At 66.0% G+C, this 20346-nt stretch carries 15 protein-coding genes; 12 read left to right on the forward strand and 3 right to left on the reverse strand.

Translation table 11 applies throughout. The features are described 5' to 3' along the window. Positions 1-64: 64 nt before the first annotated feature. Entirely contained in the window at positions 65-1570 is a 1506-nt protein-coding gene (locus tag ACIQ7H_RS12035) for an esterase/lipase family protein (RefSeq protein ID WP_395791740.1), read from the forward strand. 150 nt (positions 1571-1720) lie between these two features. Here ACIQ7H_RS12035 and ACIQ7H_RS12040 read toward each other — a convergent pair whose 3' ends face one another. From ACIQ7H_RS12040 to ACIQ7H_RS12050, 3 genes are all read right to left on the reverse strand, one after another. Then, positions 1721-2962, reverse strand: coding sequence for a hypothetical protein (locus tag ACIQ7H_RS12040; protein WP_395791742.1), 1242 nt, complete (start codon positions 2960-2962; stop codon positions 1721-1723). A 21-nt stretch (positions 2963-2983) separates the two neighbouring features. Continuing rightward, complete coding sequence (locus ACIQ7H_RS12045) at positions 2984-4576, reverse strand: AbgT family transporter (RefSeq protein ID WP_395791744.1); 1593 nt, start codon at positions 4574-4576, stop codon at positions 2984-2986. Between the two features lie 375 nt (positions 4577-4951). Beyond that, positions 4952-6265 (reverse strand): amidohydrolase family protein, encoded by a 1314-nt coding sequence (locus ACIQ7H_RS12050; RefSeq protein ID WP_395791746.1) that lies wholly within the window; start codon positions 6263-6265, stop codon positions 4952-4954. Positions 6266-6634: 369 nt separating this feature from the next. On the opposite strand from ACIQ7H_RS12050, the gene ACIQ7H_RS12055 reads away from it, so the two are divergent. From ACIQ7H_RS12055 to ACIQ7H_RS12105, 11 genes are all read left to right on the forward strand, one after another. Beyond that, positions 6635-7798, forward strand: a complete 1164-nt coding sequence (locus tag ACIQ7H_RS12055; RefSeq protein WP_395791748.1) for an acyl-CoA dehydrogenase family protein — start codon at positions 6635-6637, stop codon at positions 7796-7798. Next, positions 7788-9071, forward strand: a complete 1284-nt coding sequence (locus ACIQ7H_RS12060; RefSeq protein ID WP_395791750.1) for a hypothetical protein — start codon at positions 7788-7790, stop codon at positions 9069-9071. Before ACIQ7H_RS12055 ends, ACIQ7H_RS12060 begins: the two co-directional genes overlap by 11 nt. Before the next feature lie 148 nt (positions 9072-9219). Continuing rightward, complete coding sequence (locus ACIQ7H_RS12065) at positions 9220-9984, forward strand: PspA/IM30 family protein (RefSeq protein ID WP_395791752.1); 765 nt, start codon at positions 9220-9222, stop codon at positions 9982-9984. A 451-nt stretch (positions 9985-10435) separates the two neighbouring features. Further along, positions 10436-12070: an AAA family ATPase gene (locus ACIQ7H_RS12070; protein WP_395791754.1), complete on the forward strand. Its 1635-nt coding sequence runs from the start codon at positions 10436-10438 to the stop codon at positions 12068-12070. Further along, on the forward strand, positions 12067-12933 hold the full coding sequence (locus ACIQ7H_RS12075; RefSeq protein WP_395791756.1) for a hypothetical protein: 867 nt from the start codon (positions 12067-12069) through the stop codon (positions 12931-12933). The genes ACIQ7H_RS12070 and ACIQ7H_RS12075 overlap by 4 nt, the downstream gene beginning before the upstream one ends. A 52-nt stretch (positions 12934-12985) precedes the next feature. Next, entirely contained in the window at positions 12986-14668 is a 1683-nt protein-coding gene (locus ACIQ7H_RS12080) for a phosphate ABC transporter substrate-binding/OmpA family protein (protein ID WP_395791758.1), read from the forward strand. Positions 14669-14839: 171 nt separating this feature from the next. Next, positions 14840-15190, forward strand: coding sequence for a RidA family protein (locus ACIQ7H_RS12085; RefSeq protein WP_395791760.1), 351 nt, complete (start codon positions 14840-14842; stop codon positions 15188-15190). A gap of 112 nt (positions 15191-15302) precedes the next feature. Then, positions 15303-16448, forward strand: coding sequence for a polyamine ABC transporter substrate-binding protein (locus tag ACIQ7H_RS12090; protein ID WP_395791762.1), 1146 nt, complete (start codon positions 15303-15305; stop codon positions 16446-16448). Between the two features lie 177 nt (positions 16449-16625). Further along, entirely contained in the window at positions 16626-17768 is a 1143-nt protein-coding gene (locus ACIQ7H_RS12095; protein ID WP_395791764.1) for an ABC transporter ATP-binding protein, read from the forward strand. Between the two features lie 256 nt (positions 17769-18024). Next, complete coding sequence (locus ACIQ7H_RS12100; protein WP_395791772.1) at positions 18025-18957, forward strand: ABC transporter permease subunit; 933 nt, start codon at positions 18025-18027, stop codon at positions 18955-18957. A gap of 406 nt (positions 18958-19363) precedes the next feature. Continuing rightward, positions 19364-20173, forward strand: coding sequence for an ABC transporter permease subunit (locus ACIQ7H_RS12105; protein WP_395791766.1), 810 nt, complete (start codon positions 19364-19366; stop codon positions 20171-20173). The last annotated feature ends 173 nt before the right edge of the window (positions 20174-20346 follow it).

The following is a 20346-nucleotide window of genomic DNA, read 5'->3' on the forward strand; positions in this document are numbered from 1 at the left end:
ACTGTTCGCCAAGGACGAATCACTACACTAGGCTGTTCACTCTCCGACCAAGCTGAGAGTTGGCATGCCGATGCCTGATGCGCTGGTGTTTCTCCACGGTTGGTCGGTCACCAGCACCGACACCTATGGCGGTCTGCCGGAGCGGCTGGCGGCCGAGCTGTCCGCAGGCGGTAGGCCGCTGCCGCAGCATGCGCTGCACCTCGGTCGCTACGTGTCCTTCCACGACGAAGTCCGGATGGAGGATCTTGCCCGCGCGATGCAGGCCGCGCTGCAGCGCGAGCTGGGTGGGTTGATCGCACAAGGCAAGCGCTTCGCCATGATTACCCACAGCACCGGCGGGCCGCTGGCGCGTGAGTGGTGGTGGCGCTTTCATGCCGAGCCGCGTGATGCAGCGCCGTGCCCGATGAGCCATCTGATCATGCTGGCGCCGGCCAACTTCGGCAGCGCGCTGGCCCAGCTGGGCAAGGGCCGCCTCAGCCGTTTGAAGTCGCTCACCCAGGGCGTCGAGCCCGGTGCCGGCGTGCTTGACTGGCTGGAGCAGGGCAGCCCTGAGGCCTGGACGCTCAACGAAGCCTGGATACGCGGCCGCTTCGGCGTGCCCGGTGGTGACGATGGGCGCGGCGTGTATCCCATCGTGCTGACCGGCCAGCGCATCGACCGCAAGCTCTACGACCATCTCAACAGCTACACCGGCGAGCTCGGCTCCGACGGCGTAGTGCGGGTGCCCTCGACCAATCTGAATTCGGCCCTGCTCAGCCTGGAGCAGGGCCGCAGCGGCAACGACCGCCTGCTGGTGCCAGTGGGTGCAATGAAGCGCGCCCCACAGACAGCATTCCGCCTGATTGCCGGTGCCGCGCACTCGGGCAAGGCGCACGGCATCCTGCGCAGCGTCGAGGCTCAGCCCGGCGGGCAGGGCGGGCAGGTGGTTGACGCCATCCTGCGCAGCCTGGCGGTCGAGACACCGGCGCAGTACGCGGATCTCGTCCAGCGCTTTGCGGACGACACCGCGGCTATCCAGCAGGCCGAGCAGATCGAGATCGAGCCTGTGCCGGTGCTGCCCGACCGCGTGTATGTGCACGACCGCAGCAGTCTGGTGATTTTCCGCGTGCGCGACAGCGAGGGCCATGCGCTGGCGGATTTCGATCTGCTGCTGACCGGTTTGAACGACAGCCCCGATCTTCTGCCAGAGGGTTTCCTGCGTGATCGCCAGCGCAACAGCCGCATGCGCAGCACGCTGAGTCTCTTCTTCAACCACGATCTGATGGCCGGCAGTGAGGCCTTGGCTGATCCGCGCGATCCCAGCTGCGCACTGCGCGTGCGCCACCCCGGTATCGACCGCCTGGGCCTGCATCTGCGGCCGCGCCCGGAGCACGGCTTCGTGCACTTCCGAGCTGGCGCCATCCACGCCGACCCTAAGCTGCTGCGGCAGGCGATTCGCCCCAACGAAACCACCCTCATCGACATCCGCCTGCGCCGCTGCGTCGATCGCGAGGTGTTCGCCTTGGATCAAGCCAGCGCCGGCCCTCGCAGTTTCGCCAAACTCAAGCTCGCAGGTGAGGAGCTGCCCTGAAGTGGCGCATGCCCCGGCCTGATGCGCGTCGTCGTGACGCGATCTCACTGCTGTCGCCGGGCGCTACTTCAGTTGTAGCGGTCGCGTGGGCGGACGGCGCCCCACTCGCAGGCGTGTTCTGCTGATGAGGGCGTTGCGGAGTGTCGCCGGCTACGCCATCGCCGCCGCCAACTGCCCGCGGCGGTCTTCGTTCTTGCAGTTGGCGTGGACGAACTCGAGCAGCTGGCGTGCGTCGTTGGCGCGGTCGTAGCGCTCGCGTAGCAGCTGCGCCGCGCGCAGAGCGGCTTCGGTGCCGGCCGGTTCGCGCGGGTGGCTGCGGGCGGTGCCGATCAACACATCGACCGCCAGCTTGTGCTGGCTCATCTGCTCGGCGCGATCGGCCAGACGCAGGCCGTCCTGAGCGTCGAGCGGGGCGAACGCCGGATCGGAATCGAGGCATTCGCGGGCCAGGCCGATCGCCTTGCGGTCCTGCTTTTCGGCCATCAGCAAATGCAGAAAGCTGCGGCCGTGGGTGAGCAGTTCCTCTTTGTTGCCCTGCGTACGCAACAGACGTCGATACAGCTCGTGCGCCGGCATGCTGAGCGCGCGTTCGCGCATCTCCTCGCGCAGCAGGGCCATTGCGCCCTCGCTGTCGCCATCGCGCACGCGGGCGCTGGCGGCCGCTACCAGTTCGTTCTCGCGGTTGCGCGGCACATCAGCGACCTGGGTGTGGCGATTGGGCTCGAAGCCGAGTTCCTCGTGGAACTGGTACAGCAGGTAGCCCATCAGATGAAACGTACCGAACAGGCCCCACAGAAACGCGGCCTGGGCGAGCACGGTGGCCAGCACGCCGGGCATGAAGCGGTCGAGCCAGTCTTCGGCATTGCCGGCGCTGATCTGGAACACCAGCAGCAACAGCCACAGCAGGCCGTAGGGCAGGCCGACGCGGCCGATGATGCTGAACCAGGTCGACGGATTCAGCGCGTTCGGCAGGCTCTCATCCATCGCCAGCGACATGATCGCCGCCGGCTGCACAAGGGTGATCAAGCCGAACGCCAGCAGGCCTGCGACCGGGCCGAGCAGGGCGAACACCGGCACCAGCATCAGCACCATCAGAATGTTCAGGCCGGCGAACTTGAACACCACCGAATCCGGCGCTTCCAGCACGCCGATCTGCGATTCCATGTGCCCGTTGGCGGTCTCGCGCAGCACGCTGAAGGCGTACTTGTAGGCCGCCAGCAGCAGGAACAGCCAAATGAAGAGGCCCAGCACCGGAATCGCCGTCAGCAGCTGCGCTGCGCTGAGGATCAGCAGGGTGAACAGCGCGTCGCCGCGGAACGGATAAGTGGTGATCGCGCGCAACCGTTCCCAGAACGGGGCGATCGGCGCGCCAGGGTGGTTGGGGTTGTGCATGGTGGGCGGGCTCGACTTGCGTCAGGGGATGGCGGGCGCTGCGGCCGGCACGTAGTTCAAGGGCGCATCCGGCCCGATCGGCAGGCCGAACACCAGCCAGATCACGAACATGATCGACCAGCCAATCAGGAACACGAACGAGTAGGGCAGCATCACCGAGACCACCGTGCCGATGCCGGCCTTGGGTTCGTAGCGCTGCAGGAAGGCGATGATCAGCGCGAAGTAGCTCATCATCGGGCTGATGATGTTGGTGACGCTGTCGCCGACGCGGTAGGCCACTTGGGTGAGCTCGGGCGAATAGCCCAGCAGCATGAACATCGGCACGAAAACAGGCGCCATCAAGGCCCACTTCGCCGAGGCCGAACCCATGAACAGATTCAGGAAGGCGGTGAGCAGGATGAAGCCGATGAACAGCGGCACCGCCGACAGCCCGGTGGCCTGCAGGCTGCGCGCACCTTCGACCGCAACGATCAGCCCCAACTGGGTCCAGTTGAAGAAGGCGACGAACTGGGCAGCGAAGAACACCAGCACCAGGTAGGTGCCGAGCGTGGCCATGCTGGCGCTCATGCCCTTGATCACGTCGTTGTCGTTCTTGATGGTGCCGGCGAAGGCGCCGTAGGCAATGCCGGCGACCACGCCGTACAGGAAGATGATGGCGACTACGCCGTGTAGCAGCGGTGCCAGCGCTTGCAGAAGATCCGTTTCCCCATTGATGCGAAGGAACCCGGCGCCCGGAATGGCGCCAGGCGACATCGCACCCCAGAACAGCAACAGAGTGAGCCCAGTGACAGCCACCAGGGAAGCCTTGATGCCGCGCTTCTCTTCGGGCTTGAGATGCTGATCCTCATGCGACTCGGTGCCCTCGGATGCCTGAGATGCCGGGTCCGGAAAGCGTGGCGCAATGATCTTCTCGGTCACGAACCAGCCCAGCAGGGTGATAACTGGCGTTGAGACGGCCATGAAGTACCAGTTGGCGAGCGGGCTGACCGTGTAGTTGGGGTCGACGATGCGCGCCGCTTCCTGCGAAAGCCCCGACAGCAGCGGGTCGATGGTCCCGATCAGCAGGTTGGCCGAGTAGCCACCCGACACACCGGCAAAGGCTGCCGCCATACCCAGGATGGGATGACGCCCGGCCGAGATGAAGATCAACCCGGCCAGCGGCACCAGCAGCACATAGCCGATCTCGCTGGCCATGTTCGACATCACGCCAGCGAACACCAGGATCGGGGTCAGCAACATGCGCGGCGAGTTCAGCACCAGCAGCCGCAGTGAAGCGCCGATCAGGCCGGAATGCTCGGCCACGCCAATGCCGATCAGGGCCACCAGCACGGTGCCGAGCGGCGCGAAGCTGGTGAAGTTGGTGACCAGCCCGCCAAGGATGCGATGCAAGCCCTCGATGCTCATCAGATTGACCGGGCGCACGTCCGCACCGGTGGACGGGTGCTGAACCACCAGGTCGAACTGTGCGGCGATGCCCGAGGCCACCACCACCAGCACGGCGAGAATCGCGAACAGCGTGGCCGGGTGCGGCAGCAAGTTGCCGCCGCGCTCGACAATGTTCAGAAAGGTGTCGATGGCGGAGCGCTTGGCGGGCACCGCTGGGGTCTGGCTCATCGGCAGGTCTCAGTCCGTCGCAGGCGGTCTACGGCCGCCGGGGCTGCGACTATACCCGAGCCGAACCCGACCACTTCCAGCTGCCGCGGCTGCGCATGCAGCGCGCCGTCACCGCTCCGCCGAAGCGAAATTCCGCGGCTTCGTGTCCGCAGCACCTGCGCTTGGTAGCGCTGTGCATCGAGCCGCTGGCGAGCGAAACGCCCTTGGCCGCGACGCGAGCACAGCGGTGCGTCGAATCTGACCGACGCGATGGTGCGGTTGCGGAGTCGAGGTCTGTACCGCCATTGCACGGGCCGAAGCGAAATTGCGCCAGCGCATTGGTCCCCGCAGGCGGAGGGCGCCTGCGGGGCGAGTCACTGCATCACTTGGTCGGATTCAGGGTGCCTTGACCACCGCGCCGGCCTTCATCACAAACTGCACCTCGCGCATCAAGGCGATGTTCTCCAGCGGGTTGCCGGCAACCGCCACCACGTCGGCGTACTTGCCGACTTCGAGGCTGCCGAGGCTGGCCGACTCGCCGAGCAGCTCCGCCGCATTGCGGGTGGCGCTCTGCAGGGCCAGGTTGGCGGGCATGCCGGCTTCGACCATCAACACGAATTCGCGCGCGTTGTCGCCGTGTGGGAACACGCCCGCATCGGTGCCGAACGCGATCTTCACCCCGGCCGCCTGCGCGCGGCCGGCGGTGGCCTGGATCAGGGCGCCGATGCGCTCGGCCTTCGGCCGCACGATCTCGGGGTAGTAGCCGATCTCGCGGGCCTTCTCGCTGACGAACACGCCGGCCGAGATGGTCGGCACATACCAGGTGCCCTTCTCGCGCATCAGCGCGAATACGTCTTCGTCCATGTAGGTGCCGTGCTCGATCGAGTCGACCCCGGCAGCCACTGCCCGGCGCATGCCCTCCTTGCCGTGGGCGTGGGCGGCCACCTTGAAGCCGTAGTCGCGCGCGGTTTCGACGACCGCGCGGATCTCGTCCTCCATGAACTGCGGATTGTCGCCGCTCTTGGCGAAACTCAGCACACCGCCGGTGGCGGTGAGCTTGATCACATCCGAGCCTTCCTTGTAGCGCTGACGCACGGCGCGGCGGGCCTCGTACGGCCCGGCGACGACGCCTTCCTCCGGCCCCGGCCAGCCAAGTGATTCCGCCAGTTCACGATTGATGCCGTTGCGCGGGTCGGCATGGCCGCCGGTGGTGGCCAGCGATTTGCCCGCGGCGAAGATCCGCGGGCCGACGACGCGGCCCTCGTTGATGGCGTTGCGCAGGGCGATCGTCTGCAGCCCGCCCAGATCACGCACCGTGGTGAACCCGGCCTTGAGCGTGGTTTCCGCATAGCCGACCGAGCGCAGCGCGTAGTCCTCCGGGTTCATGCGGAAACCCTCGGAGTACGCCGCCGGGCTGGTCTGCGAACCGAGGTGCACGTGCATGTCGATCAGGCCGGGCAGGCAGGTGTGGCCGGAGAGGTCGATCGCCGTTGCGTCGCTGCCCAGGCTGCTCGCTTCCACTCGGTTTTCGCTGACTTGGGTGATCCGTCCGTCCTCGACAACCAGGCTGTGCGCGCCCAGCAGACGCGCGCTGTTGGCATCGAACACCTGCCCGCAGTGCATGACCTGCGGCGCGGCCTGGGCGGCGAGCGCGGCGATGAGTGAAACGGCGAGCAGGCCGAACTGGGCGCGGCGGTGGTGAACGGACATGGACTTCCCCTGGTTGGTGTCGCAACGGCGCCGCGAATCGGCGCGAATCCCCTTGGTCGATGTTAGGGGACGGAGGGGATGGGCGGGTCTGCCGGAAGTCGGGGCTGGTAGTCCGTCGTGCAGTTCTTCTCCGTGCTCCGCTCGGCCCCTCACCCCAACCCCTCTCCCGTCGGGAGAGGGGCTCAGCCTCGCCAGCCTCTCGGGTGCGCGCTTCAGACGGGCGCGGCGGCCAAGCTTGAGCAGCCTTTGCACCGCCGGCTTCGAATCCCGAATCCCGAAACAGCTCCAGCCCGCTCCACGCCCCCTTGATACCTGCGAAGACCCCGTCCGCTACAATTCGCGGCTCATCCCCCGCCTGTCAGCGCTCCCATGCCCCTCAATCCCTCCGATCTGTTCGATGTCCGCTCCCTGCTCACCGACGAGGAGCGCGCGGTGCAGGACACCGTCGCCCGCTTCACTGATGAGCGTGTACTGCCGATCATCGGCGACTGCTTTGATCAGGGGCGCTTCCCGAAGGAGCTGGTCCCGGAGATCGCCGGGCTCGGCCTGCTGGGTTCCTCGTTGCCCGAGCAGTACGGCTGTGCAGGCCTGAATGCAGTCAGCTACGGCCTGATCTGCCAAGAGCTGGAGCGCGGTGATTCCGGCATCCGCAGCTTCGTCTCGGTGCAGAGCTCGCTGTGCATGTATCCGATCTACGCCTACGGCACCGATGAGCAGCGCCAGCAGTACCTGCCGGGCATGGCGCGCGGCGAGATCATCGGCTGCTTCGGCCTGACCGAACCGCACGGCGGCTCCGACCCGGCCAACATGAAAACCCATGCCAAGCGCGACGGTGACGACTGGGTCATCAACGGCGCCAAGATGTGGATCACCAATGGCAACCTGGCGCAGATCGCGATCGTCTGGGCGATGACCGAAGACGGCATCCAGGGCTTCATCGTTCCGACCGATAGCAAAGGCTTCACCGCCCAGGAGATCCATCGCAAGATGAGCCTGCGCGCGTCGGTCACCAGCGGGCTGTTCTTCGACAACGTCCGCGTCAACGATCGTCAGCGCCTGCCCAACGTCAAGGGTCTGAAAGGCCCGCTGGGCTGCCTGACCCAGGCGCGCTACGGCATCACCTGGGGCCCGATCGGCGCCGCCATCGCCTGCTTCACCGAGGCCAGCAATTACGCCAAAGAGCGGATTCTGTTCAACCGCCCGATCGCGGCTACCCAGGCGGTGCAGATCAAGCTGGCCGAGATGGCCCGGCGCATCACCCTGGCCCAGCTGATGGTGCTGCAGCTCGGCCGCCTGAAGGATGCCGGCAAGATGCAGCCGACCCAGGTCTCGATGGCGAAGTGGAACAACTGCCGGATCGCGCTCGACATCGCCCGCGAGGCGCGCGACATCCTCGGCGGCGCCGGCATCACTACCGAGTACTGCCCGATCCGCCATGCGCTGAATCTGGAATCGGTGATCACCTATGAGGGCACGGAAACCGTGCACCAGCTGGTTGTGGGCCGCGAGGTCACTGGGATCAATGCATTCTGAATCCGCCAGCCGCCTGCGTGCTTTGACACGCAGTGTCGGCTTGGCGGCCGTGCTGTTGGCCACGGTGACTGCCGCACAGGCCGAACCAGTGCGCTGGGAGCTGTGGGCCGACGGCAGCGGCGATCTCACGATTGCGGCGCCGGTGTATCCGCAGCTGCGGGGCGGTCCATCAGGGCTTGCGTTCGAGATCAACCGGCCGCGTGGCGAGCGCCTGGGGCAGGCCGGCGGGCTGGCCGATGCGCCGTCCGGTCGGCTCAGCACCGAGGCCGGGCCGGGCATCAATTTCAACTGGTTCGATCTGGATGAGAACTGCGATCCCGGCGAGTTCTCGGTGTTGTCCAAGCTGCATCGGCCGGGCGTTCGCGAGCGCGTGCTGCAGCAGCTGATCGAGCAGCGCGCGCGCGGCGCCGAGAGTATCGCCATCGGCATCTTCCACTTTCGCGCGCCCGGAACCACCATCGAGGGAGTGTGGGACAACGGCACCCTGCTGGACTCTACCGGCGGCAATCTGCACCCACGCATCCGCCAGAATCTGGCCGATCTCCTGTCCGACATTCGCGATGCCGGCTTTGCCCAGCTGCTGCTGCGCTTTCATCCGCAGGGCATCAACGACCCGGCGCGCTGGTCCAGCTTCGATGCCGAGGTGTTTGAAGAGAACTGGAACCTGATCGCCAACGTCGTGCCGATCGCCGCCGCCTCGGGGCTGGATTGGCGGGTCGATCTGATGACCGAGGGCATGCCGCGGGCACGTTTTGCGCGTGTGCTGGGCCAACTGCTGCTGTTCCCCACCGAGCCCGACAACGAGGCGTGGAGCCGCTATGCGAATCGCCTGTGGCAGAACTACGTCAGCGTGTTCGGACCCGAGCGCTCGGTCGGGTTTTCGTCGATTTCAGACAGTGATCCCGACCGTCTGCGCGCGCGCATCGAGCACACCTCCTACGTGTATCGCATGAACGGTGGCGAGCGGATCTATCCCGGCGCGCTGGCCTTCGACATCTACGGTCGTGACGGTGTCGACGAGGGCGAGCTTTACCGCCGAATTGTCGACCGTCTGCAGCGGATCGGTTTGGGCGATATGCCACTGATCATCGCCGAAACCTTCTACAACGATCGCGAAGCGCTGGGCCTGCTGTCGGCAGCCATGCGTGAAACCGGCACGCGGCCACTGTTCCTGCTGCACTGGCCGGTTGATCGGCGCTTTCAGGCCTGTTCGACCGACGTCAACGTGCGCGAACCCTTCGCCATCGACCAGCTGCTGCGCTTCGGTTTCTAGTCAACCGCGGCGGCTCAGGCTTTTTCACGCTGGCCCGACGCGGTAACGTGTCGCCGTCACAGCTTCCGGCGCGCTGCGTCCGGCCTCCAGGCCTGCAGCAAGCCTTCCCATCATCAATGCCCGATCGCGGGCCACACCCGGAGTCGCCATGTTCGGTCGCCTTGCCAATATCGTTCGCGGCTTCTTTTCCCTGTTCATCAAGGGAATCGAGAAGCGCAACCCCGAAGCCCTGCTGGAACTTGAGCAGGAGAACCTGCGCAAGCAGATCGGCAACTACAACCAGAGCCTGGCCGCGCACGCTGGCCTGGTCGAGCGCCTGATCTCACAGGTGCGCAAGCTGGAACGCGACGAATCGGAACTGCGCGCCAGCACTACCGCGCATCTGCGCGCCGGCAACCAGCAGGCGGCCGCGCAGTACGCGCTGCGTCTGCAGACCGTCACCCGTGAGCTTGGCGAAAACCGCAGCCAGATGTCCTCGGCCGAAGAGACCTACCAGAACCTGATCAAGGCCCGCGACGTCGCCGTGCAGGCCGCGCGCGCCAAGATCGACTCGCTCAAGGGCGCGATCAACGACATGCGCATGAAGTCCGCGGTGGCCGAAATGAACGAGATGGCGGCCGGCATGATCGGCACGATCGGCGGCTCCGGCGACACCCTGAATCGCCTGCACGAAATGGTTGAGGAAGAGCGCAACCGCGCCGCCGGACGCGCCCGCGTCGCCAAGGACTCGCTGGACATGACCGAGGTCAACGTCAAACAGGCCGAGATGGATGCACTCGCGTCGCAGGCGTTGGCCGACTTCGCCGCCGCCGAAGGCATCAGCCTGCCCGGACAGGCGGCGCCCGTCGCAGCGCCGGCTGCGCGCAGCATGGGGACGAGTGCTGGACCGCAGTCGGAGCAGCAGGCGCAGTAGGGGCAGGGATTCGGGGTTGGAGAGTCGAGGTGACCGGGGAAGTGCGCGGGTTTGGCTTCGACCTTGGGCCCTCCGCTCCTCCATAGGGCGAGCCCTGGCCCACCGAAGCTCGATCTTCGCTTGGGTTCCCGGTTGTTCGAGTGGGTGGTCTCACGCTCTACGCCGGGTCATCAAAGGGATTGGCAGCGCTGGGCGACAGCGGTCACTGAGCGAGGTGGGAACTGCCGCGCTGAGCCCCTCTCCCGTCGGGAGAGGGGTCGGGGAGAGGGCGGGGTGTCCTCTCGGGTTCGATAGGCAGGATCTTCGCGATGCACGCTTCGCAGGCTTGGTGGCGCGGGCCACGGCCGGACCGTTACCCCGACCCCTCTCCCACCAGGAGAGGCGCTTGAGAAGCACACTCCGCACCCAGGCAACGATCACCAGGCAGGCCACCAACTTGAGCACGAACACCATGTCCTTACCGTCCTGGGCCCAAACCCTCAAACTCGCCTACGAAAGCGGTGCCCACGGTCAGTTCGTGCTGCACGGCAACGTGGCTGATCGCTACGTGCTGAACGGACGTCTGGTCGGATTGGTCGAGTACCTGGAGGCACGCCTGCTGGCGGGTTTTCCGCTGGTGTTCGTGTTCGATCCCGGCAATGGTCTGTCGGTGCTGCGCGCCAGTGAGGCGTTCCAATCCTGGCCGGGCGCGGCGCAGATCAGCACGGTCGGGCACGCGCCGCGCGCCGCGGTCGAGCTGGTCAGCCGCTACCTGCGCTACCGCGCCAACTTGAAGGCGCTCGGCCGCGGTGAGCCCGAGGCCGTCGCTGTGCTGCTGCGCGGCGCTGATCAGTTTCTGCCGGCCAGCCGTGCCGGCGATTTCGAGACCGCCAGCCTGGCCAGCCTGGTCCGCGACTGGGCCGGTGAATCGCCGTTCGCCGAGCTGCCCTTCGTCAGCCTGCTGATCGCCGACAACCTGCACGACCTGCACCCCTTGGTGGCCACCAACCCGCGCATCGAGCGCGTGCAGCTGCCGCTGCCGCAGGCACCCGACATCGAGCAGGCGGTCGCGCAGCTGCGGGTCGATCATGCGTCGGCCTTCGATGCAGGGCAGGGCGCCGAGGTGGCGCAGCAGTTGGCCGGTGTTTCCTTGAGCGCGCTGCAGTCGCTGGTGCGGCGGCGTGCGCATGTCGGTCAGGTGCTGGGCGATGCCGACTGGATCAATGTCCGCAAAGGCATGATCGAGAACGATGCTGCCGGCCTCATCGAGTTCATCCGCAGCGAGCGCACGCTTGATGACTACCACGCCCAGGACGCGCTCAAGGTCTGGCTGCGCCAGGACATGGCACTGTGGCGCAGTGCCGACCTGCGCGCGCTGCCGATGGGCTATATCTTTTGTGGCCCGGTCGGTACGGGCAAGACCTTTCTGGTCGAGTGTCTGGCCGGTGAGGCCAGCGTGCCGGTGGTGAAGCTGAAGAACTTCCGCGACCGCTGGGTCGGATCGAGCGAGGGCAATCTGGAGAAGATCTTCCGCCTGATCCGTGCGCTCGGCCGCTGCATCGTGTTCGTCGACGAGGCCGACCAGACCCTCGGCAAGCGCGATGCCGGCAGCGGCGACAGTGGTCTGTCGGGTCGGCTGTATTCGATGATCGCGCAGGAGATGAGCGACGGTAAGAACCGCGGCCGGGTGATGTGGATCCTGGCCAGTTCGCGTCCCGACCTGATCGAGGTCGACCTGAAGCGCCCCGGCCGCATCGACGTCAAGATTCCGCTGCTGCCGACCAGCACCGAGCACGAAAGCGCCGGCCTGCTGCACGCGCTGCTGAAGCGGCTGGAGGTCAGCCCCGGCGTCGAGGAACTGACCAAGCTTGATTTGCCACTGCTGCTGACACCCGGCGCCGCCGAGGCGCTGGCGGTGAAGGTGTATCGGCGCGTGCGCACCGAGAATGTCGGTGCGATCGAGGCCATCACCCATAGCCTGATCGGCTACCAGCCGCCGGTGCCCCTGGACGTGCTGGAGTTCCAGATGCGCATCGCCATCCGCGAGGCCACCGACATGCAGTTCGTGCCCGAACGGCTGCGCAGCTACGGTAGCGCGCCGGCATGAAGTACCTGTGGGCCGCCTTCAACGCGCGTCCGTTCGGCATGCCGATTGCGCCGAACTGGGTGGGCATCGTCGCGTTTGCAATGCTGGGTGCCTTTATCAGCCCTGGCTTCTGGCTGCTCGGCGCCGGGCTTGAGATCGGCTATCTGGCTGCGCTGGCCAACAGCAAACGTTTCCGGGCAACGGTGGATGCCGGTGAACTGCCGGTCGGCCACGCGCAGCGCGTCGAGGACCGTGCCGAGGACGCGCGCTACAACAGCCTGCTGGCCCAGCTCGGCGCCGATGAGTCGCTGCGACATCAGCAGGTGGAGGCCCGCGCCCGCGAGATCCTCGCCCGCCTGCGCGCCTCCAGCCTGATGGGCACGCATGCCGACAGCGTCGAGCAGCTGGTCTGGCTGCACCTGCGTCTGCTGGCGGCGCGAATGGCGATCGGCCATGTGGTTGAAACCGCCCGCCTCGATGCGCGCAAGCTGCAGCAGCAGGAGGATGCCTTGTTGGCGCGCCTGCAGGACACCAGCATCGGCCACGATCTGCGCCGCAGTCTGGAGCAGCAGGTGGCAGTGATCGACCAACGCCAGGCTGCCCACGCCAGCGCCGGTGAACGGCTGGAACATGTCGATGCCGAGCTGTCGCGGATTGACCAGCAGATCGCCCTGATCCGCGAACAGAGCCTGCTGGCCACCGATGCCGAGGGCATTGTTCACTCGCTGAACGCACTCGCCACCTCGTTTGATGAGGCCAATCGCTGGCTGGAGCGCCAGCGCGATCTGGCCGGCTTCCTCGATGGCCCTGAACCGGTACGCCTGCCCAAGCGCGTGCTGGGCGGGCCGCCGCCGGTGCCAGCGCGCGGTTCCATCAAGCAGTAGTCCGAGCCATCAGGCCCGGATTTCCATCCGCCACGTTCGACGGAGACTCACCATGCACAAGCGCAAGCGCCAATCCGGCAACGCCGCCGGCAAGTTCATTTCCATCCTGCTGGTGGTCGGCCTGCTGGCCCTGGGCGGCTGGCTGGTGCTGCAGGACATGGGCAAAGATGATTCGGGTGCGGCGTCCAGCAGCGACAGCCGCGAGGCACCGGCCGCAACCGCCAGCGTCGATCCAATCGAACCGCTGACTTCACCGCCGGTGCTGGATCGTTCTGCGGCCTACGTGATGAAGGACGGCATCCTGGACGTGGACTTGAGCGAGTACGCCGGGTATGCCGGCCTGATCGTCGCCAACGGCGGCCTGGCGCCGAACCCGGATTCGTTCTTCGCCCGCGAGTACGGTTTCCAGTTGCGCATCACGCTCAGCGAGGAAGAGGGCTGGTCGAAGATCAACAACGGCCAGGTTGCAGCCGGCGTCACCACGGCCGATGTGCTGGCCGTGTTGGGTCGCCAGTTCGACATCGTGGTGCCGGCACAGATGGCGTTCTCGCGTGGCGCCAACATGATCGTGGTCGATAGTGGCATCAGCGGCATCAACGCCCTGCGCGGCAAGGTGCTGGCCGGCACCCAGTTCAACGAGAGCGAGTTCTTCCTGCGCTATCTGTCGTCGGAGGCCGGCGTGCAGGTCAACGTGCTGCGTGATCTCGATGCCGCGCCGCGGCCCGATGCGGTCAACCTGGTGTTCTACGACGATGCCGTGGTCGCCTGCGAAGCCTACGCCGAACAGCTGGCCGGCAGCCGTCCGCGCCTCAACGGCTGCATCGGCTGGTCGCCAAGCACCGACGAGACCATCGCCGGCAGCAGCGGCAGCGCCAAGATGCTGGTGTCGAACCGCAACCTGTTGGTGATCGCCGACCTGCTGCTGGTCAACGGCGAGTTCGCCCGCGCCAATGCCGACAAGGTACAGGCCCTGGTGCACGGGCTGCTGGAGGGCAACCGTCAGCTGCGTGATTCGGCCGAGTCACAGCTCGGTGTGGTCTCGCGCGCCTTCGGCTGGAGCGTGGAAGAAACCCGCGCCGAGCTGGCCAAGGTCCACTTCTCCAATCTGCCCGAAAATCTTGCCTTCTTCGAAGGCACGATCGATGCGGCCGGCAGCTATCAGGGCATTTTCCAGAGCTCCCTGCTGGCCTACGGCGGCATCATCCGCAACCCGGCCGACCCGGCGCGCTACATCGATCTCACCGCGCTGAAGGCGCTCGCCGCAAAGCCCGAGTTCGCCGCGCAGAAAATCGCGATCGCGCCGATCCGCAGCTCCGGCGGTGCGGTCTCGCTGGAGGGCGACGCCCTGCTCAGCCGCGACATCCGCTTCTTCTATCAGCCGAACTCGGCCGAGCTTGATGCAAGCTCGAAAGAGAACCAGGAGTTCCTGGAGGTGATCCGCGGTTTCCTGCAGGTCAGCCCCGGCTCGGTGGTGGTGCTGCGCGGTCACGTCGACAGCGCACGCCTGAAAGAATTCGAACAGCAGGGCGGACAGGCGCTGGTGCGCAGCATGGCCTTGAAGGCGATGGAACTGTCGCGACAGCGCGCCGAGTCCGTGCGCGAAGCCCTGCTGGCACGCTACCCGACAATCGAGGCCAATCGGCTTGAGCTGGTCGGTCGCGGCTGGGAAGAGCCGGCCGGCGCCGACAGCGAACTCAATCGTCGCGTCGAAGTGCAGTGGTTCACTCTCGAGTGAATCGCCCCACCGCCGCTGCTGATACGGCCGCATCGATCCGCGTGGATCTGCTGAGGCGACGAACACCGTCCTGATCCGGTGCGGCTCGGCTCAGCGGCCTGGCAATCGTCCACCGAATTCGGCAGCGGCGTTCGCATTTGCAATCCCCTATCCCAATTCAAGGCTCCCGCAATGATCAAGCGCTTCGACACCGGTCCCCGCATGTCCGAAATGACCGTCCATCGTGGAGTCGCCTATCTGGCCGGCCAGGTCGCCGACGATGCCAGTGAGGACATCAGCGGCCAGACCCGCCAGGTGCTGGCGCAGATCGATGCGCTGCTGACGCAGGCGGGCAGCGATAAATCGCAGCTGCTGCGCGCGCAGATTTTTCTGGTAGATCTGGCGGATTTCGCGGCGATGAATGCCGTGTGGGAAACCTGGGTGGTGCCCGGCCATACCCCTGCAAGGGCGACTGTTCAGGCTGCGCTGGCGCGGCCGGAATGGAAGATCGAGATCGTGGTGACGGCCGCGACGCCGGCATAGTTCGGCTCGCCCCAGCGCCGAGGCCTCTCGGCGCGACGGCACAGCGCGCAGATGCGTTGACACCCCCGGCCGGCGATTCCACCATGCGGGGGTTCATCCACCGGAGCCACCCATGTCCCTGCGTACCTGCGTTCTTGCCGTTGCGGTCGCCGCTGCTCTAGCCGCCTGCGGGCAGCAGCCTGCCGATACCGCCAACACGCCCGCAGCGCCAGCAGAGGCCAAGCCGGTCGAGAAGGTTCTGCATATCTACAACTGGTCGGATTACGTCGCCGAAGACACCATCGCCAACTTCGAGACGCGCACCGGCATCAAGGTCGTCTACGACGTCTACAGCGAGAACGAGGTGCTGGAGGCCAAGCTGATGGCTGGCGGCAGCGGCTACGACCTGGTGTTCCCCTCGCTGCGGCCGTTCGCGCAGCGTCATGTCAGCGCCGGCCTGTATGCCCCGGTCGACCGGGCGCGGCTGTCCAACTACGGCAATCTCGATCCGGCCCTGCTGGCCGGCATGACCGACGCCGATCCCGACAACAAGCATCTGGTTCCTTACATGTGGGGCACCACCGGTATCGGCATCAATGTCGCGAAAGTGCGCGAGGCCCTGGGTGCGGACGCGCCACTGGACTCCTGGAGCCTGCTGTTCGATCCCGCCAATGCGGAAAAGCTGGCCGATTGCGGCATCAGCATGCTGGACGACGAACAGGAAGCCTTCAGCGCCGTGCTCATCTGGAAGGGGCGCGATCCCAACCAAACCGACGGTGACGAGATCGAAACTGTGCGGTCGACGTTCGCGGCGATTCGTCCGCACATCCGTACCTTCAACAACACGCAGTACATCAACGATCTGGCCACCGGAGAGGTCTGCCTGGCGGTCGGCTATTCCGGCGACATCGCGCAGGCGGCCGCGCGCGCCGAAGAGGCCGAAACCGGGCTGGACATCGCCTACATCATCCCGAAGGAAGGCGCGGTGCGCTGGGTCGACGTAATGGCCATTCCCACCGATGCGCCGCACCCCGACAGCGCCTATGCCTTCATCAACTACGTGCTGGAGCCCGAAGTGATCGCCGGCATCAGCAACTACGTCGCCTACGCCAACCCCAACCCGGTCAGCACCGCGCTGCTGGACGCGGAGGTCAGCGCTGATCCGGGCATCTACCCGCCTGCCGAAGTGATGGCCAAGCTGCAGGATCTCAAGCGCTTGCCCGACGATGCGCAACAGGCGCGTATTCGCGCCTGGACGCAGATCAAGTCGGGACGCTGATCGGCACGAGCGTGGGCGGACACGCGCCGCCCGCGACCGCGGACACACACTGTTTGCCTTCGCTGATCGCTGCGTACGCCGTATCGCCGGCACGACGCTGCCCACATCAGCGCCTTCATCTGGTTTTGCGCCGCCGCGTTTCGATGCGGGCGGCACCCACGCATCGAGCCCCAGGCAATGGCCCAACCCGGACGCAAGCAGGCACCGATCGAACCCTGGCAGAAGCCCGACGCGCAGCCCTTCCTGCGCATCGAAGGCGTCACCAAGACCTTCGGCAAGACCTACGCGGTTGATGACGTCAGCCTAAACATCTATCAGGGCGAGTTCTTCTCGTTGCTCGGTGGTTCCGGCTGCGGCAAGTCGACCCTGCTGCGCATCCTGGCCGGGCTTGAGACCGCCGACAAAGGTCGCATTCTGCTGGGTGACCGCGACATCACCAACCTGCCGCCCTACGAGCGGCCGGTCAACATGATGTTCCAGAGCTATGCGCTGTTCCCGCACATGACCGTGGCGCAGAACATCGCCTTCGGTCTGCAGCAGGAGAAGCTCGGCCGCGGCGAGATCCGCGATCGGGTTGCCGAGATGCTGGAGCTGGTCAAGCTGCAGGATTTCGATCGGCGCAAGCCGGATCAACTCTCCGGCGGACAGCGTCAACGCGTGGCGCTGGCGCGCGCACTGGCCAAGCAGCCGAAACTGCTGCTGCTGGATGAGCCGCTCGGCGCGCTGGATCGCAAGCTGCGCGAGCACACCCAGTTCGAGCTGGTCGGCATCCAGGAGCGTGTCGGCGTCACTTTCATCACGGTCACCCACGACCAGGAAGAAGCGATGACCATGTCCAGCCGCGTGGCGGTGATGGATGCCGGCCGCATCGTTCAGGTCGCCACGCCGGCGCAGCTGTACGAGTTCCCCGCCAACCGGCTGGTGGCCGAATTCATCGGCGCGGTCAACATCTTCGAGGGCCGCGTCTCCGCTCAACGCGAAGAGGAACTCGAGTTCGCCTGCGAGAAACTCGGCGGCGAATTCCTGATGTGGCATTCCGATCCGCTCCCGCTGGGCACGCCGGTGGCGGTCGCGGTGCGCCCGGAGAAGATCAGCGTGCACGACGACCCGCCGGCCGACCGCCGCAACTGCGTGCGCGGGCGGGTGGTCGAAATCGCCTACCTCGGCGATGTTTCGATCTACCACGTCGCCACCGAGCACGGCCAGAGCGTGCGCGTGCAGATCACGCACGAGGCCCGCTATGCGCGCCCGCACTACAGCTGGGACGACGAGCTGTACCTGAGCTGGGATCCCGATGACGGCGTGGTGCTGACGAGCTAGGCATGAACATTCTCGCGAACGCGATGCGCCTGCGGAGTCGGTTGATTCATCGGTCGGAGCCTGCGGCCTGCGGAGGGTTTGGGCCGATGGTGGGTCGAGACGCACTGCGTGCTGTTGACATGGTGGGTCAAGACCCACCCTATGGGATTCGCGTGTTGCGCTCGTTTGGATGCAGCGAGCAGGCGGTTGGGGGCAGGGCATGAGCAACGGCGCGAACTTCAACTGGCTGGCCCTGTGGTACCAGGTGTTTCTGGGTATGTACCAGCGCATCGGCCTGCTCGGCCGCGAACTGCGCCAGCGCCGCGGGCGGATTTTCGTCGCTGGCGTGCCGATGCTGTGGCTGGGTGTGTTCTTCCTCGTACCGTTCCTGATCCTGGCCAAGATCAGCCTGACCGATCCGATGCCCGGCGCGCGGCCGCCCTACGGCGATCTGCTGAGCTGGGGCGAACACTGGCGGCTGCAGCTGACGCTGAACTTCGCCAACTACTTGCAGCTGTTCGAGGACTCGCTGTACGTAGCGGCCTATCTGAACTCGCTGAAGATCGCCGCGATCTCGACCTTCTTCGCCCTGCTGGTCGGCTATCCGATGGCCTACGGCATCGCCCGCGCCACGCCGCGGGTGCGGGTGATTCTGTTGATGCTGGTGATCCTGCCGTTCTGGACCAGCTTTCTGATCCGCATCTATGCCTGGATCGGTCTATTGCGCAACAACGGCCTGATCAACCAGCTGCTGCAGTGGCTGGGCCTGATCGACGAGCCGCTGCGCATGCTCAATACCGACTTTGCGGTCTATATCGGCATCGTCTATTCCTACCTGCCGTTCATGGTGCTGCCCTTGGCTGCCAACCTCATGAAGCTCGATCGCCGCCTGCTGGAGGCGGCCTTCGATCTCGGCTGTCGGCCATTCAAGGCGTTCTGGCGGATTACCTTGCCACTGTCGCTGCCGGGCGTGATCGCCGGCTGCCTGCTGGTGTTCATCCCGGCGGTCGGTGAGTTCGTCATCCCCGATCTGCTGGGAGGCTCGGACGCGCTGATGATCGGCAAGGTGCTGTGGACAGAGTTTTTCCACAACCGCAACTGGCCGGTGGCCGCATCGGTGGCAATGGCGATGTTGATGCTGATCGTCATTCCGGTGCTGCTGTTCGAACATGTGCAGAACCGGCGTGCCGAGAAGGAGGCGAAGCAATGACGGCCGGGATTGGGGATTCGGGATTGGGGATTCAGAGCCTGCGTGATGGCTTGCTGATTCCAACGCGCGCCCAAAGGGTGGGTCTTGACCCACCGGCTCTGGACGTCCGCCGCGGTGCGGGCCGCTCGGGGGGAGCGCTGCGCTGCGCCGTACAGGAAAGGCGAAGCGGCGCGCACGTATTCATCGTGTCGCAAGCGCCGAGCTTCGGTGGGTCAACACCCACCGCATGCGTGTTCGATGCGCGTGGTGGGTCAAGACCCACCCTATGGGCGCTCGGTGCACGCGATGGGTCAACTCGCGCCCCGCACCCCGGCGCCAACTCGCCAACCCTCGGCCATCCCCAATCCCGAGTCCCCAATCCCGCCTGCTCGCCACAGCGGCCAGACCCGCGCAAAGCGCGCCCCGCATGAACCGCAAACCCTACCTGCTGTTCACCGCCATGGCCTTCGGCTATGCCTTCCTGTACCTGCCGATCATTTCGGTGATCGTGTACAGCTTCAACAGCTCGCGCCTCGTCACCGTGTGGGGCGGGTTCTCGACCGAGTGGTACGGCCGCCTGTTCCAGAACGAGCAGATCCTGCAGGCCGCTGGCCGCAGCCTGCTGATCGCCGCGACCGCCGCGACCTGTGCAGTGATCATCGGCACCTTCGCCGGCACCGCATTGACCCGGCTGGGCCGGTTCCGCGCGCGTCCGCTGCTGTCGATCATGACCAGCGCGCCGCTGGTGATGCCCGAGGTCATGCTCGGTCTCTCGGCCCTGCTGCTGTTCGTGGCGATGCAGCAGCTCACCGGCTGGCCGGCGCAGCGCGGCTTCAGCACGATCGCCATTGCCCACATCACCTTCTGCACCGCCTACGTCACCGTGGTGGTGCAGTCGCGCCTGACCCAGATGGATGAAAGCCTGGAAGAAGCCGCGATGGACCTCGGCGCCCGGCCGTGGAAGGTGTTCTTCCTGATCACCCTGCCGCAGATCTTCCCGGCCCTGGTCGCCGGCTGGCTGCTGGCCTTCACCCTGTCGGTGGATGACCTGGTCGTCGCCAGCTTCGTCTCCGGCCCTGGCAGCAGCACCCTGCCGATGGTGGTGTACTCGAAGGTCAAGTTCGGCATCACGCCGGAGATCAACGCATTGGCGACCCTGATCATCTCCTTCGTCACCACGGCGATCGTGGTGGCGGGGTGGTTGATGCATCGGGGTGATCGGATGGGGAAAGCTTGATCTCTGCGCAACTCGCGGTACTTATCGTCGCTCGTATCCATCTGCCGCAACCTTCCCAGCATCGTCGGTCTGCACTATAGAGCCGGCGCCAATTATCCGTGAACTTCAAGCGCCGCCAGCGGTCAAGGTTTCGGTCTTGGATCGGAGGTGTGGCAAATGGAAGCAGTTGACGG

The organism is Aquimonas sp. (assembly GCF_044377145.1).
GTDB lineage: Bacteria > Pseudomonadota > Gammaproteobacteria > Xanthomonadales > Xanthomonadaceae > Aquimonas.

Bases quoted from the DNA above. Each gene is read 5' to 3' on its own strand.
- ACIQ7H_RS12035 (WP_395791740.1), top strand. From the start codon at position 65: ATGCCGATGCCTGATGCGCTGGTGTTTCTCCACGGTTGGTCGGTCACC.
- ACIQ7H_RS12040 (WP_395791742.1), bottom strand. From the start codon at position 2,962: ATGCACAACCCCAACCACCCTGGCGCGCCGATCGCCCCGTTCTGGGAA.
- ACIQ7H_RS12045 (WP_395791744.1), bottom strand. From the start codon at position 4,576: ATGAGCCAGACCCCAGCGGTGCCCGCCAAGCGCTCCGCCATCGACACC.
- ACIQ7H_RS12050 (WP_395791746.1), bottom strand. From the start codon at position 6,265: ATGTCCGTTCACCACCGCCGCGCCCAGTTCGGCCTGCTCGCCGTTTCA.
- ACIQ7H_RS12055 (WP_395791748.1), top strand. From the start codon at position 6,635: ATGCCCCTCAATCCCTCCGATCTGTTCGATGTCCGCTCCCTGCTCACC.
- ACIQ7H_RS12060 (WP_395791750.1), top strand. From the start codon at position 7,788: ATGCATTCTGAATCCGCCAGCCGCCTGCGTGCTTTGACACGCAGTGTC.
- ACIQ7H_RS12065 (WP_395791752.1), top strand. From the start codon at position 9,220: ATGTTCGGTCGCCTTGCCAATATCGTTCGCGGCTTCTTTTCCCTGTTC.
- ACIQ7H_RS12070 (WP_395791754.1), top strand. From the start codon at position 10,436: ATGTCCTTACCGTCCTGGGCCCAAACCCTCAAACTCGCCTACGAAAGC.
- ACIQ7H_RS12075 (WP_395791756.1), top strand. From the start codon at position 12,067: ATGAAGTACCTGTGGGCCGCCTTCAACGCGCGTCCGTTCGGCATGCCG.
- ACIQ7H_RS12080 (WP_395791758.1), top strand. From the start codon at position 12,986: ATGCACAAGCGCAAGCGCCAATCCGGCAACGCCGCCGGCAAGTTCATT.
- ACIQ7H_RS12085 (WP_395791760.1), top strand. From the start codon at position 14,840: ATGATCAAGCGCTTCGACACCGGTCCCCGCATGTCCGAAATGACCGTC.
- ACIQ7H_RS12090 (WP_395791762.1), top strand. From the start codon at position 15,303: ATGTCCCTGCGTACCTGCGTTCTTGCCGTTGCGGTCGCCGCTGCTCTA.
- ACIQ7H_RS12095 (WP_395791764.1), top strand. From the start codon at position 16,626: ATGGCCCAACCCGGACGCAAGCAGGCACCGATCGAACCCTGGCAGAAG.
- ACIQ7H_RS12100 (WP_395791772.1), top strand. From the start codon at position 18,025: ATGTACCAGCGCATCGGCCTGCTCGGCCGCGAACTGCGCCAGCGCCGC.
- ACIQ7H_RS12105 (WP_395791766.1), top strand. From the start codon at position 19,364: ATGAACCGCAAACCCTACCTGCTGTTCACCGCCATGGCCTTCGGCTAT.